Source organism: Devosia algicola, assembly GCF_028816455.1.
GTDB lineage: Bacteria > Pseudomonadota > Alphaproteobacteria > Rhizobiales > Devosiaceae > Devosia > Devosia algicola.
On sequence record NZ_CP118246.1, the window covers coordinates 3,335,492 to 3,348,403 of the forward strand.

Sequence of the window (12,912 nt, forward strand, 5' to 3'; positions counted from 1 at the left end):
TAGTGCCGTTATTGTCGTGATCCCGTCTTCACGACGCTAGTTCTGCGCCCCTTGGTTGAACTTTAGGCTCATCCACCAATGATGCTGCCTCGGCCCGGTGCGATGCTATTTCCACCAGCGATATCGGCGATGGATTGAGCGTCCCCCAGGACTTGACCAATGGCGCTGGTTCCACCCCTGGTACCACGGGATATTCATAATTGGTGTCGGCGTAAATTGCCTGCGCCTCATCGGACAGCAGGAACTCGATCAGCTTATTGGCATTGTCAACATTCGGTGAATATTTGGCGATGAACGCCCCTGCAACATTGACCTGCGTGCCATCGCTATCGACATCGGGATAAATGATCCGCGCCGAGTTGGCCCAGGTCTTCTGCTCCGGTTCGGCGGTGTTGTTGAGCATCACGCCCATGTAATAGGTGTTGGCAATCGCCAGGTCGCAGGTGCCATCGAGAATGTTCTTGACCTGCTCACGGTCGGCCCCATTGGGTGGATAGGCAAGATTATCACGCACCTTGGTCAACCACTCGCGCGTTGCATCCAGTCCGATGGCGGCAATACGCTGCGCGATCAATCCGATATTGTAGGCGTGCTCGCCCGGGCGCGTGCACAGGCGCCCCTTCCATTCGGGCTTTGCAATGTCGTCATAGGTTAGCGCGGTGGCATCCACACGATCCTTGGATACATAAAATACGCGTGCCCGCAGCGATAGGGCTGTCCAGTCGCCGTCAACATCGCGATAAGCCGCCGGTATCTTTTCAGTCAGCGCTGGTGCGGCGATCGGCTGGGTAATGCCCATTTCCTTGGCACCAACCAGATTGCCGATGTCGACTGTCACCACCACGTCCGCGGGCGACAGCTCGCCCTCGGCTCGTACCCGTTCCAACAGCCCGTCGCTGGCATAGAGTACATTGGGTTTGATACCGGTTTCGGCGGTAAACTTGTCGAGCAGCGGCTGCAGCAGGCTTTGCTGGCGAAAACTGTAGATGTTGACCTCGCCATTCTGCGCCAGGGCCGGTGAGCACAGCGTGGCAGCCACCATGGCACTCGTCACCATAATTGCCATGCCCAAGTTCTTATGCATTTCAGTCTCCGCGTCTCAATCGTGCCGAACTCCGGCTTTGAACGAGGTTGTGCGTCAGGAGGGGTAGAATGTCAATAAATTAAGCAAAAACAATGTGTTACAGATTAGAATGGTTCGAAGAACCTAGACTAATTCAAAGTAGTATCAGTTGTTTAGCTGATTGTGTTTGTCGCCTTTTCTGCCTGCGGCAAACCGCCCCAATCAGAGTTGGGCTGGATAATCCACCAGATCGGCTGGGATGAGCAACGAAAACAACATGCCTTGCGCGCCAGCGGGGTCCACCTTGAGCGAAAAGGCATTGACCGCTAACAAGGACCGGGTCAGCGCTAGCCCAACGCTGGATCGCACCGGCGCCAGCGCCTCGCCGTCGCGGCCGACGCCATCGCGGAACACCACGAACCGCTCGCTCATGTCCGCTGAGGCGCTCGAACTGTCGCGCACATGTATGGCTACCGCGCCATCGTCTTCGATCTTTGCCGATATCACGACCGCGCCGCCGAGTGGCGTCTGGTCGATGGCGCTGGCCAAAAGGTTGAGCACCGCCTGAGCCAGCGAGGCACGATCAGCAGTAATGCGTGGCAATTTTTCCGAAATGGCGCTGCGCACGATAACCCGGGCAGCGCCCGCCTGCTGGCGTACCCGTTGCACGCAGCTTTCCAGCAACGCCAACAAATCGATACTGGCGCGCTGAGGCAAATACCGCCCATCCTTGAGGCGCACATAATCGTCTAACTCATCAACCAGCGCTGCGATTTCAAGGCCCGCGACCCGGATGTCGGCGGCATAGTCTTCATATCGGTCGTTCTGCAGCGCGCCAAAAACTTCGGAGCGGATCAGATCGGAAAAGCCGATAATCGTGTTGAGTGGCCGCCGGACGCCACGGCTGATCCGCGATAAAAGCGCCGGTTCGGGTTCGCCGCTTGTTGCCGGTGCGGGCAGGGCGCGTTGCTCGTCGCTGCGATGCACAAATCCGAAATAGCCGCTGACAACGCCCGCCTGACCCTGCGCAAAAACCAACAGGTCAACCCCCGGCGTCTCGCCGCCGATTGCCACGCAGGGTCGCGCTGTTTCCGCAAAGCGGGCCGGACGCTCCAGAAATGCCTGGAACTCAGCGATTTCGCCTGGTGCCATCAGGCTGATCAGAGTCCGCCCCACCAGATCCTCTGCCGACTTGCCAAAAAGCGCACTGGCCTTGGCATTGACGCTCGATACGGTGCCGGCGCGATTGGTCTCGAAATAACCGTCGCTGCGTGCTTCGGCAAACGCTTCGGCGAAGGCGCGTACAGCCGCCTCGTGGCCAGTTCTGACCTCGGTGGCGCTGGCAGACAGCATCAGCGCCGGTCGCCCCTGCCAGGATATGGATTGCAACCGTGCCGTAACCGGTACCAAGGAGCCATCCCGCTGCACCAGATGGTTGACCGGTCCCGCGCTCTGTCCGTCAGGTCCCGCCGCTGGAAAGATCGCGGCCAGCCCTGCCGCGCGCAAGCTTTCGACCGAGCCATAGCCGGTCATATCGGTGATGGCCCGATTAGCAAACAGCACCTGCTGATCGCGAAACACCAATATGCCCAGCGGCAGCCGATTGAGCACCAGCGTTTCGCCGCCCAGATTGATCAGCGCCCCGGTACCTGTCGTCGCCGGTGTTATATCAGCACTGCTTGGTGCGGGTATCTGCGCGGTCGACGGCGCCGTCTCGCCGACGCGGTCATTGAGAATGCGCGACAATTCATCGAAATTATAACGCGATACGCGGTCAACAGCGTCCGACACGTCGCCATCGGCGTCAGCCGACGGCGTTGCGGCCGCGACAGCGTCGTCTTCTTGTTCGGGAGGCGCCTCGTCTGTACCATCGAGGCGAACAAGGTCTTCAAGATCCCGCTCCGCATCGGTTTCTTCATTTGGATATTGGCTATCCAGATCAGCGGCCTCGAGGTCTGCGGCCTGGTCAGCAAATTCGGACGCTTCAGCTTCAGCTTCAGCAATTTCGGGCAATAGCCCGCCCTCATTGTCGAGCCGTGCCAGCGCCACCGGATCGGCTTTAGGGTCCTTCTGGCGCGCGTCGACGGGTGCGGCGGCGTCCGCGCGGACTTTGTCAGCCTGCTCGGCAAATTCTGGTGCTGTTGCCTCGACGATTTCGGGCAACACCCCGCCCTCATTGTCCAGCCGGGCAAGTGCCCTTTGGTCCGCGTTTGGTCCGAGCGCAGCGCTCGACGCTTTCACTGGCACCCGCAATCCACGGCCCGTAACCCGAAACAATGTCGGCGTTTTGGCCTGCGTTTCCTCGATAGTCTCCGGCGCAGTCACGTTCTCATCGTTAATTGGCGGGCTCGAGACCCTGTCGCGCGCTGCCAGCCGATCCACAAGCGCCCCCAAACCGCCGCGCGTTGGCAATGGCGTACTGTCCTCGACCGGCGTGTGATCACTATTGTCGGTTCCGGATTGAGAGGGCAGCGCCTCAGTGGCGCTCTCGGGCCCAGCGTCACCTTGTGCCGCAAGATCGTCCAGAAACAATTGTGCAATCGGGTCAACGCCGACAATCAATACCGCGGTCTGCTCGTCGTTCCATTTGAGCGGCGTGCAGGCGCACGTATGGGACGCAGGCTTGTCTCCGGCCAAAAATTGAACCCGTGACAGACTCGAGCGACCGACGGAGCCCAGCCGGACGATGCGCGCGACCTGGCCCTTTATCGGTATGGCGGGTGCGGCCAGCTTGATGCCATGCTTCTTGTTCTTGGCCAGAAAATAGCGTGCCGCCGCATTGGACCACAACAGCTCCTGCCCATCATGGGACCAAAGCCAGGCGGGGCGCGCATCGCTACTATGCTGCAAAACGCGGCGTCCGGTCGGCGATGTCATCCAGTCGGCGTTCATTAACAGGTTCTGTCCGGTCCAGCGGTCTGCGCCCGTCCCACTTTGGGACAAATTGGCGGAAACCTTAAGCTTTCTTCAATATAGTGCACATGCCGACCGGTCCATAGAAACAGGCCGAATCCGGCGGCACAAACCGCAAGCATGGTTAAAACGTCAAAGCCTTACGAACCGTCACCAGCAACAAATCCCGGCATTCAAATTGTGTGAAAATCGGGTCTTGTCATCGCGCCAATCTCGACCTATGTTCCGCGCGCTTTCGGGTGCTTTGCGCCCCGCACAGGCTATTGCCGCCTTAGCTCAGTTGGTTAGAGCGCTAGATTGTGGATCTAGAGGTCCTCGGTTCGATCCCGAGAGGTGGTACCATCTAAAATCCAGGCGCGAACATCCGTTAAAGCCCCGGTGGGTCATCAATTGTCCCTGCGTGACCGTCCGCATTGGCCTTGCCGCGTGCCGTCGCACTTAATGCGGCATTCTCATCCGGGTCGACCCCCGAATGAGAAGACGGCACGGCAGCGCCTCTTGCGGTTCATTTTGCCACTGGTCATCGTTCAGCATTGCGACCGCCCGCTCGGCCAACGCGTCGGCCGGCAGGTCGATCGCGGTAATGCCGCCGCCAATCCATCGATAGGCACCAAGATCGCCAAAACCGATAAACCCCAGATCGTCGGGAAATTTGACGCCGGTATTGAGACACGCCTCCAGCGCACCGCGCGAAATTTCAAAGCCCCCGCATACAACCGCCTCGATCTTGGTCTCCGCGATAAGTTCGGCAATGCAGCGACTACCCGTCTCAAACAATGGGTCGCCGGTTCGGATCAGTTCGCCGTCCGGACGAAGGCCGCGCGAGGCAAGCGCCGCCGTGAACGCCGACAGGCGCTCACGACCCGACGAGAGATTGTCACTCCCGCCGATATAGCCGATCCGCCTGTGTCCATTGTCGAGCAAGTGCACGACTGCCGACATAATGGCTGTCCTCTCGTCAAACAGCAGTGTATCGGTCTGGCCGCTGTCGCTGGCGCGAATGAGATGGATGATCCGCATGCCCTCGTGCAACGCGCGATCGCCCGCCAGTTGGCCCGGTGCCGGCACCATGATTGCTGTCCGGGCTTGCAGCGCCCGCAGCCGTCTTATGGCATCAGCCTGCCGGGCGGCGCTGTCATTGGTCAGATTAATGACCAGATCGAACCCCAAATCGGCGCACAAGACCGCCAGCGCATTAGCAAAGCGCGCATAAAATTCATTGACGATATTGGGCAGCAACAGGCCCACGATTGCTGTCGGTGCCCCGCGCATAACGCTTGCCGCCGAACTTTTTACATAGCCCAGTGCGGCCGCTCGGGCCACGATGCGCCGCCGTGTCTCGGCATTGACATTGGGGTGCCCTGACAGTGCCCGCGACACAGTCATATGCGAAATCCCCAAATCACGGGCGATGGATTTGATCGAAATTACCAATCTATAATCCTGTATGCGTGCCAAACTCATGCCGCTGTTGCTGCGCGGCTTGACAGTCATACCCCTGAGTTACTAATTGTTCACGTGAACATCAAGTCCGAACTGGAGGAAGTCAAGGTGAGTTCAACCTTCGAACAGGATTGTCGCGACCTTGTGGTGTCGCTCGGCCTCTGCAATCCGCAAGCCATAGCGGGCGTGCGACGGCTAACTGGTGGCGTTGCATCCGATATCGGCGTTGTCAGCTTCGCGGACAAACAGGTTTGCGTAAAATTTGCCTTGGCAAAACTCAATGTCGCCGAGGATTGGTATGCCCCGGTGCATCGCGGCCGTGCCGAATATGCCTGGCTGCAATTCGCAGCAGCTACAACACCCGAGGCAACGCCAAAACTGTTCGGCTGGTCTGACCGCGACAATGGGTTTGCCATGGAGTTTATTGACGGCGATGACGTCTATTTATGGAAAGCAGCCTTGCTGGCCGAGGCGCCGTTCCGCGACGAAGCGGTTGCGGTCGCTACTGTTCTGGCAACCATTCACGCCGCATCCACCGCGCCGGATTTCGATCGTTCAGCCTTTCAAAACGCCGACGACTTCAATGCCTTGCGTCTCGATCCCTATTTGCGTTTTACCGCCACCCGTCATCCCGATATTGCCGATAGGCTGATTGGCCTGGCCGATGGTCTTTACGCTAGCCAAAAAGGGTTGGTCCATGGTGACGTCAGTCCCAAAAATATCCTTTTGCGACATGGCAAGCCGATTATTCTCGATGCCGAATGCGCCACCATGGGTGACCCGGCCTTTGATGTGGCTTTCTGTCTTAATCATCTGGTGCTCAAATCTGTCCATCTTCCAGCCTCGCGCCAGTCCATGCTGGCTGCCGCTGCCCAATTCTGGCAGACCTATGCCACGCGCATTTCGTGGGAGCAGCCAGCCGATCTGGATGCACGCGTTGCCGCTCTCTTGCCCGCGCTGATGTTGGCGCGCGTCGACGGCAAATCCCCAGTCGAATATCTGTCGACGCCAGGGCGCGACGCCGTTCGGACGCTGGCGGTGCCGCTGATCGCCGAGCCGCTGCCCACGCTGGAGCAACTCTTTGCCGCCATCGCAACAGGACTGTCCCAATGACTGATTTTTCCATTATCCAAACCAGCGCCCGCCGAGTTTGGGACAGTCGCGGCAATCCAACTGTCGAGGTCGAAGTAACTCTGGCCAATGGCGCGGTGGGGCGCGCCATCGCGCCAGCTGGAGCATCGCGCGGTACCCGAGAGGCGGTGGACCTTCGTGACGGTGGTACAGCCCTTAAGGGCATGAACGTTTCTGCCGCCGTAAACAATGTCACTACCCGCATCGCGCCGCTCCTACGCGGCATGGATGCCAGTGATCAGTTCGGCGTTGACGCCGCCCTTGTGGATATTGATGGCACCAGGTTGAAATCCGAGCTTGGTGGCAATGCCATGGTCGCGACCTCGCTGGCAGTGCTACACGCTGCCGCTGCCGCAAATTCAGTCCCCCTCTGGGCTTATATTGCGCAAATTTCGGGACGGACGCCCAGCCTGCCACTGCCCGAGATCCAGATATTTGGCGGCGGCGCCCATGCCGGTCGTCGCGTCGACGTGCAGGATTTCATGGTGATGGTGCCCGGCGCAAAAGACTTTGACGAGGTGATGGAGACCACCGCCGAAATCTATCATGCCGCCGGCAAGATCATGCAGGCCAAGGGAACGCTCGCCGGTGTCGCCGACGAAGGTGGCTGGTGGCCGGTTTTTGCCAGTAATGAAGAGGCCCTGGAAACGTTGGTCAAGGCCATCGAAATGGCCGGCGAAACCCCCGGGGACCGGGTCATAATCTCGCTCGATATCGCCGCTTCAGAATTTGGTAGCAAGGGTCGATATCGCCTTGCCCTGGAAGATCGCGAACTTGACAGCGATCAAATGATCGCTCTCTTGGGCCGCTGGCTCGACACCTATCCCATCGCCTCTATCGAAGATCCATTGGCCGAAGACGATCCCGAAGGCGTCGCAGCCTTTACCGCCGCCTATGGGGATCGCGTCCAGATCATTGGCGATGATTATTTGGTTACCAACGCCGGCCTTGTTAAACAGGCCGCCGGGGCAGGGGCGTGCAATGCTGTTCTGATCAAGGTCAATCAGGCCGGCACGGTTTCGGAAAGTATTGACTGTTTCCGCGCCGCCCAATCTAGTAATTATGGCACGATCGTTTCGGCGCGCTCCGGCGAAACCGAGGATGTTTCAATCAGCCATTTGGCGGTAGGCTTGGGTGCAGGCCAACTCAAGGTTGGCTCTTTTACCCGCGGCGAGCGCATGGCCAAATGGAACGAATGTCTGCGGATCGCCGACGCACTGCCCGCCAATGCCTTTGTTGCCGGGGCACCACTTGCCCGCACTTGGTGGGCCAACAAGAAACAAGGATAACACCATGAATAGCTATGATTTCAAGGGTCGGCGTGCCGTCGTGACCGGCGGCGCAAACGGCATCGGCGCCGAAGTGTGTGCGCGCCTCGTTGACTCGGGTGCCAGGGTCGCGATTTGGGACATGGATGTTTCTGCGTTAGAGGCCAAGATCAGCGCCATGGATCGTGCCAGTTATGAAGCGATACAGGTCGATGTCAGCGACCTGTCGAGCGTTGAGTCGGCATTTTCCCAAACCGAAGCCGCCCTTGGTGGCGTCGACATTTTGATCAATAGCGCCGGTATTGCCGGACCAACACATAGCTTGGCCGAATATCCCACGAACGACTGGCGCAAGGTGCAGGCGGTCAATCTGGATGGTACCTTTCACTGCTGCAAGGTTGTTACCCCTGCCATGACCGCACGCAATTACGGGCGTATCGTCAATGTTGCCTCCATTGCCGGCAAGGAGGGCAACCCCAATGCGTCCGCCTATTCGGCCTCCAAGGCCGGGGTCATTGCACTGACCAAGTCGTTGGGCAAGGAGTTGGCAGGGCACGACATCGCGGTCAATTGCGTCACTCCGGCGACCGCCAAAACCCGTATTCTGGATCAGGTCAGCCAGGAATTTATCGACTATATGCTGTCCAAAATTCCTCGCGGTCGTTTCGTTACCGTCGAGGAAATCGCCAACATGATCCTGTGGATGGCATCGGCAGATAATTCCTTTACCACCGGCGCGGTCTTTGACCTGTCGGGGGGCGCGCCACCTACTAGGTCGCACTACCCCGAAATTGTCTGGCGCTACTGGGCCAGCCGCAGGGCCGCCAATTGCTGGGCGATGGTCCTGAACACGCTGTTGAGTTCTGATGGAGCGCTGGGGAAATAGGCCTGTCCCGGATCGCTGGCGCAACCAGTCAGCATCGCCCGGACGGCCGTTGGGTTGCTGGTATTGTCGGTCGCCAGCCCGATGACATAGACATTGATCCCCGCGGCCTTGGCATTGGCGCAGGTCTGCGAGGTTCGCGTGTTCATTTCGGTTTCCAGCTGGCCATCGGACCAATTGATGGCACCCAGGCGATCAATATCGCTGCCGTAGGAGCCTGTCGCTATTGTTGGAGTTGTATGGATAGCCATAGGACATATAGATCGACGATCCGTTCAGGTCGCCCGACTTGTAATGGGTGTTCTCGCCGTCGGTCATCACGATCATGACTTTGGAAACAGCCTCCGCGTAGGCCGCGCCCTGGGTAAACGGTTCACCCGGCGACAGCGCGCGGAACCCCCATGCCGTGCCTTCGTGGATATTGGTTGCCCCAAAGGCCACCATGGCGTTGATCGATGAATGTACCGAGTCTCGGACTGTCCGTCAGCGGCAGAATCGGGGCCGTGCTACAATAGGAATTTGGTCCCATGCTGCCACTCGAATAGCTGATGGCGCCATCATATTTACATATCCGCTCCTGATATTCACGAGCGCTCAGGCCCGTTGGTATGTAACCGTTGAGACACACCTGGGTCTTGGTGAAGGTACGTCTGCTGCCGCTACCCGATACATAAGCCCACACACTTGGTCCCCACGAACGGCAATCGCAGGATGGCGGGTAGGAACCGACATATTTTCCGCCTGCGGTGGTATTCTGCGGCCCCGTGAAGATGTAGCTTGAGCTGTCCACCCTGCAATTATTGTTGCTGTGGCTTGAGTTGCATCGGTCATAAACCTCGATCTTGGTGCAACTGGCGCCGCCCGCCGAAGGCCGGTCGCATGACGGCGGCGAATCCTGGGTATAATTGTTAGCGCCGCCCAATCCGCTTGTGGACTCCGAGATGTCGGGTGCAAAATAGGGCACGAACATTGAGGCGGGCAAGCTCGTTGTTGCCGGTGTATCATCGGTATCGAGAAACCCAGTCGCTCCGCCGGTGGCAATGTGCGGGCGGGTTTCCACGCAGCCTTTCCAGCTTTCATTGGTGATTGAACTGTAAAGCGCAAGCCGATCGACATTGCCGGTAAAGGGCGTGTTTTCATTGTCGTCATTGTCAAAATTATCATTGGCAATGGGAGAAATGCCTGCCGAGTCGATCCAACTCGCCGAACTGTTGGCTGTGCCCACATTGACCGTTGAAGTAAAGGGCACCACGCCAATTTTGACTTGGGTTGATTTGGTCGCGCCCGTGACCGGGCTACATGATGATGTGTTATCGACATTGTTGTCGTAGAAAATGATGTTGGTGGCGCAGTTGGCGGCCTGTTTGAGATAGGTCAGGCGGCTTGAGCTGCCCATCGAGCCGGAATTGTCGAGCACCATGGCGACTTCCAGCTTCACCTTTTTGCGAGTTGCCTCGGAAAGGATGCGCGCCCGCATCGTGTCGACCCCGACCAATCGAACGAAGAGCGTCGGCATGCTCATTTCGGCGGTGAGCGTCAGCGAACCATCCGCAATATTGACCGTTATGCCGTCCACCGTGGCGGTGACGTTTGCATCATTGATCCGGTCCAGCATCAGCGCCTGGGCTTTCGCCCTGATGCCGTTTTCGTCGAGCGGCGCGACAAATATCTGTTTTTGCAGCGCCAGAGTCGCAGCATCCAGTGCCACCTGCGCCCGGTTGCGCGTTTGCTCCATCGATACGAAATCGACCACCGCACCTGAAAGCGCAATCAAAACGACAGCAGACAAGCCGAAGATAACGGCAAATACACCCCGTTCATCGGAACGGAACCTGTTGATGAGGTTAAACAGTGCAGTCATTTGGCATACATGTCCCTGTCGGTCTGCGTCACGCAGGCCGCAAAATAATGCGCCAAATTCGTTATCAAAGAACAACCACTTTGGAGTTAAGTTTTACACGCTTGTATAAGTCGATCACATCCATGTTAGTCATGCGAATACAGCCCGAAGAAACATCAAGGCCAATGCTCCATGGTTCTGTAGTGCCGTGAATGCGATATAGTGTTGAACCGATATAGAGCGCGCGTGCGCCTAGCGGATTGTCCGGACCACCCTCCATATGCCGGGGCAGATCGGGTCGCCGTTGCAGCATTTCAGGCGGCGGTGTCCAGCCGGGCCATTCTGCCTTGCGTGTGATCTGATGGGTGCCACCCCACTCAAATCCCGCCTTGGCGACCCCGATGCCATAGCGCAGGGCCCGGCCACCGCCGAGCACGAAATAGAGAAAATGCGCCCGCGTATCGACGACGATCGTGCCGCTATGCTCGCGTGTCTGATAGCGCACGATCTGACGCAGAAACTGTGGCGCAATATGATAATCGGCCTTGAGCATCAGCCCGTTGGTCGGCGTGCCATTGGTAATCGTCATGCCGGGTGGCGGTACAAATCGCAGACCACGCGCCGCAGCTGGACTGAGGCTCAGCACAACACCCAGCGCCAGGGCAACAATACCCCTGCCCAGACCAATTCCGCGAACCATCACCGCCCCCACCGTTGATTTCTCCGGTCCATGTCGATTTGCGGACCCAAAATAATGCTGACCATATGATGGCAAGATAATCGCCAATTAGGCGTGAACCGGCATGGTTAAGCCATCGCTCGCCAAAATGGTAAAAGCGCTGTTAAGCGCGTTCCGCACGCTCGAATTCTGTGTGGCAATAGCAACCCGATAGGCGTTATCATCAGGCTCTCAATGCCTTGATTTGCGACCCGATTGTTCGATCAGGCATCCTGCCCGACGCCAGCCCAGCAGCGCCGCCAACGCGTTAGAACCGACCAATCCGAAGGCTTTTCATGACCGATACAAATGCCAGCCCACCCGACGACGGCAAGTCCCGCTGCGTTTGGCCGGGTGCTGATCAGGCTCTATCAGCACTATCACGATGTCGAATGGGGGCGACCGGTCACTGACGACACACGCCTGTTTGAAAAAATCTGCCTCGAGGGCTTTCAGGCCGGCCTGTCCTGGATCACGATCCTGCGGAAGCGCGAGCGCTTTCGGCAGGTGTTTCATGAATTCGATATTCCGCAGGTCGCGGCCATGACCGATGACGATGTTGATCGGCTCTTAAGCGATCCGGGGATTATTCGTCATCGTGGCAAAATCCTCGCCGCCATCAACAACGCTGCCCACGCCCTTGAAGTGCAAGCCGAGTTCGGCTCGCTCGCCGCCTACTTCTGGTCGTTCGAGCCCAAACTGGACGCTCGCCCCACAACACTAAACCACGCCGATGTGCTGGCCATGCCCCACACCGAGGCCTCCCGTGCGCTCTCTAAGGATTTGCGCAAGCGTGGCTTCAAATTCGTCGGCCCCACCACCTGCTACGCTTTCATGCAGGCGATGGGATTGGTCAATGATCATATCGATGGTTGCTTCTGCCGACCCGAAATCGAGTGGCAACGCCAGCAACTGGTCCGCCCGACCTGATAATTGTGTGACTATTGAGCAACAATTACGCCCGACTGCGTCAACCTGCCACATCCGGGCTTGGCGAACACAAAGCCGTGAGCCTATCGCTTCAAACGTCCACTCTAGCCCGAAGGAGGCGCTTAATGACACATTGCATAACCGCCACCCATTTCGGGCATCAAATGCATTCGGCACACCGAAGCTAAAACTGCCGCCCTGCATTTCCGACTGCTTCGCAGTCAAGGACATACCCACCAACCCCAACCGATGTGCCGACACCTCGGGCAATTGCGTCCCTGATTCCGGCTCATCACCGTCACCATTAGAGAGGCCGGCCGCGTTTGCGCGCGCCCGGAGCACAAATGAGCTATTACAGCCCTGAACAGGCCAGCACGCCGCTGCGCCCCCAAAACCTGATCGCCGACGAAGTCATGCGGCTCGGCTTGCTGCCGGTTCTGGCCGCAGCGTTGCGCGCCTGGTGGCGCCGTCCGCGCCTACCGCCGGACCTGCCGCGCCACCTTTATGACGACGTAGGCCTGCCGCCGCCGACCGAAAACCGGCACGGGAGCCAGATCCACTTCACCACAGTGGATTTTGACCGCTACACCTGAAAGGGCCTGCCCGTAATCGACGCTTCCTCGCCCCGAACAGGGGCGGGGAGAGCTTTCGGCGCCCGCCAGCCTTCGCGTGGTTGTCACTCCGCCAGCGATCCGCTAGGAACGCCGCAACGATTGCCATTCG

11 protein-coding genes, 1 tRNA gene and 1 pseudogene are annotated in these 12,912 nt (G+C 58.5%); 6 read left to right on the forward strand and 7 right to left on the reverse strand.

What is annotated here, in order from left to right:
• Positions 1 to 28 precede the first annotated feature (28 nt).
• Positions 29 to 1,084, reverse strand: a complete 1,056-nt coding sequence (locus PSQ19_RS17785) for an extracellular solute-binding protein (protein ID WP_282218839.1) — start codon at positions 1,082 to 1,084, stop codon at positions 29 to 31.
• Between the two features lie 201 nt (positions 1,085 to 1,285).
• Complete coding sequence (locus PSQ19_RS17790; RefSeq protein WP_282218840.1) at positions 1,286 to 3,955, reverse strand: sensor histidine kinase; 2,670 nt, start codon at positions 3,953 to 3,955, stop codon at positions 1,286 to 1,288.
• Positions 3,956 to 4,241: 286 nt separating this feature from the next.
• Here PSQ19_RS17790 and PSQ19_RS17795 point away from each other — a divergent pair.
• Positions 4,242 to 4,318 (forward strand) — tRNA-His (locus PSQ19_RS17795).
• A 96-nt stretch (positions 4,319 to 4,414) separates the two neighbouring features.
• Here the strand turns inward: PSQ19_RS17795 and PSQ19_RS17800 are convergent.
• Positions 4,415 to 5,440, reverse strand: coding sequence for a LacI family DNA-binding transcriptional regulator (locus tag PSQ19_RS17800; protein WP_282218841.1), 1,026 nt, complete (start codon positions 5,438 to 5,440; stop codon positions 4,415 to 4,417).
• Between the two features lie 87 nt (positions 5,441 to 5,527).
• Between PSQ19_RS17800 and PSQ19_RS17805 the strand changes: the two genes are divergently transcribed.
• Genes PSQ19_RS17805 through PSQ19_RS17815 form a run of 3 tightly spaced genes read left to right on the forward strand, consistent with a single transcriptional unit; the run spans position 5,528 to position 8,704 of the window.
• On the forward strand, positions 5,528 to 6,532 hold the full coding sequence (locus tag PSQ19_RS17805) for a phosphotransferase family protein (RefSeq protein ID WP_282218842.1): 1,005 nt from the start codon (positions 5,528 to 5,530) through the stop codon (positions 6,530 to 6,532).
• Positions 6,529 to 7,839, forward strand: coding sequence for a phosphopyruvate hydratase (eno, locus tag PSQ19_RS17810; RefSeq protein WP_282218843.1), 1,311 nt, complete (start codon positions 6,529 to 6,531; stop codon positions 7,837 to 7,839). Before PSQ19_RS17805 ends, eno begins: the two co-directional genes overlap by 4 nt.
• Positions 7,840 to 7,843: 4 nt before the next feature.
• Positions 7,844 to 8,704 (forward strand): SDR family NAD(P)-dependent oxidoreductase, encoded by an 861-nt coding sequence (locus PSQ19_RS17815; RefSeq protein ID WP_282218844.1) that lies wholly within the window; start codon positions 7,844 to 7,846, stop codon positions 8,702 to 8,704.
• Here the strand turns inward: PSQ19_RS17815 and PSQ19_RS17820 are convergent.
• The 4 genes from PSQ19_RS17820 to PSQ19_RS17835 all read right to left on the reverse strand — a co-directional run bounded on the left by PSQ19_RS17820 (position 8,620) and on the right by PSQ19_RS17835 (position 11,241).
• On the reverse strand, positions 8,620 to 8,850 hold the full coding sequence (locus PSQ19_RS17820; RefSeq protein ID WP_282218845.1) for a hypothetical protein: 231 nt from the start codon (positions 8,848 to 8,850) through the stop codon (positions 8,620 to 8,622). The genes PSQ19_RS17815 and PSQ19_RS17820 overlap by 85 nt on opposite strands.
• 46 nt (positions 8,851 to 8,896) lie before the next feature.
• On the reverse strand, positions 8,897 to 9,028 hold the full coding sequence (locus PSQ19_RS17825) for a hypothetical protein (protein ID WP_282218846.1): 132 nt from the start codon (positions 9,026 to 9,028) through the stop codon (positions 8,897 to 8,899).
• A 46-nt stretch (positions 9,029 to 9,074) separates the two neighbouring features.
• A complete protein-coding gene (locus PSQ19_RS17830; protein WP_282218847.1) occupies positions 9,075 to 10,562 on the reverse strand; it encodes a TadE/TadG family type IV pilus assembly protein in 1,488 nt (495 codons plus the stop codon).
• A 64-nt stretch (positions 10,563 to 10,626) separates the two neighbouring features.
• Positions 10,627 to 11,241, reverse strand: coding sequence for a L,D-transpeptidase (locus PSQ19_RS17835; RefSeq protein ID WP_282218848.1), 615 nt, complete (start codon positions 11,239 to 11,241; stop codon positions 10,627 to 10,629).
• Positions 11,242 to 11,555: 314 nt separating this feature from the next.
• On the opposite strand from PSQ19_RS17835, the pseudogene PSQ19_RS17840 reads away from it, so the two are divergent.
• Positions 11,556 to 12,189 (forward strand): annotated as a pseudogene (locus PSQ19_RS17840) (DNA-3-methyladenine glycosylase I).
• A 344-nt stretch (positions 12,190 to 12,533) separates the two neighbouring features.
• Positions 12,534 to 12,782 (forward strand): hypothetical protein, encoded by a 249-nt coding sequence (locus tag PSQ19_RS17845; RefSeq protein WP_282218849.1) that lies wholly within the window; start codon positions 12,534 to 12,536, stop codon positions 12,780 to 12,782.
• Positions 12,783 to 12,912 lie beyond the last annotated feature (130 nt).